The sequence below is a fragment of the Pandoraea sp. B-6 genome (assembly GCF_000282835.1).
In the GTDB taxonomy this organism is placed as follows: Bacteria; Pseudomonadota; Gammaproteobacteria; order Burkholderiales; family Burkholderiaceae; genus Pandoraea; species Pandoraea cepalis.
The window spans coordinates 1-1,270 of the sequence record NZ_AKXS01000331.1; the positions used below are offsets into that span (position 1 = coordinate 1).

The 1,270-nt window shown below is 53.5% G+C and carries 1 protein-coding gene; it reads left to right on the forward strand.

Features of this window, described 5'->3' with window-relative positions; all coding sequences use genetic code 11:
- The coding region (locus A985_RS24005) for a hypothetical protein (protein WP_039829805.1) at positions 1 to 1,177 on the forward strand (1,177 nt) is incomplete at its 5' end.
- Positions 1,178 to 1,270: the final 93 nt, after the last annotated feature.

A 1,270-nucleotide genomic window follows, 5' to 3' on the forward strand; every position in this document is an offset into this window, starting at 1 on the left:
TACTGATCGGTTTAATCGGCAGTTGCATCCGACGGAGGAGCAGAAACTCAAGCAACTGCAGCAAGGCAAATCGCCCGAGGAGCAATACAGGTTGGCCGCGGCGAGTTGTGCGTTGGTTCGCTGCGCCGACGGTGTCCCAGATGGGGATCCGAGCAAGTCCGTTTTGCATCAGTTGCAGATGGACGGGGCGGAGTTCACGGCAGAGCAGAATACGTTGAAGCGGGCTGGTGCCTTTGATGGATATACCACAATACATAGCCTGAACGACAATTTCGATCGCTTCCAGATCAGCAATCGCGCTGTCGGCGCGGTGCAAGGCGTTATGGGTGCTGCCGCTGCTGCCGCCGCCATTGGCGCTGGCTGCTCAAGCGTTGTAGCGTGCGGCGCAGGAGCAATGATTGCTGGCACGAGCCTTGATTACTCAAAGGCTGGTATTACGCAACTTGTCCATGGAGATTCTGTACACACGTACGGAGAGCGTGCGCTTCAGAGCTTGGGCTTAGATTCTCAGTCAGCAGCGTTGACCTATGTCGCGTTGAGTTTGGGCGGAGCGGCCACAGCTTCTATCATACAAACGCAAGCGGGAAAGCAAGTGGCAGCGTTTAACGAAGCGGCTCGCCTGACTTATACAACCGAAAAATTCGGAACCCAAGGTGTTCAGCTGTCCGCCGCCGTAATGCAAACGCCACAAGCGCAGGCGATATTGGACGTATATATTGCTGCGGGATTGAAACAAGATGACGCGATACGATATACCAGAAACTTGATCAGCTCCGGAACGACATTGCCAACGAATTTCGACGTTGCAGCCAACACTGAATTGATAAAGATTGTGCCAAAGGGAATGTATTCTGGCGACGTAATAACCAAGACCTCACCGTACTTTATGACGCGATCGGAGTACGAATCATTATCGAAATTGCCGGCTGACCAGATTGCGGCGAGACTTGGACTGCCTGCTGAGCAGGCTATTCGTGGCTCGCAGTTGGGGTTCGACGTGTACTCGATGTCGCCTCTACCGGAAACGAAGCCGGCGGCATTTTCGAGCCAAGTCGCCCCCGTGCAGCAGGGGGCTTATTCAGCTCCGGGCGGTGCGCAACAGATACTCGTGCCTAACCGCACACAATGGACAGATCCAAATGCGAATAGGATCGGCGAGATAAAGGGGCTGCACTAATGGACCAAGTTAAATTAAGAGAGTACGCGGAACTGCTGAATGCTGAAATTCAAGCAAACCTCGGCAAGAATTCGGACGTAGACTGGTTATCTA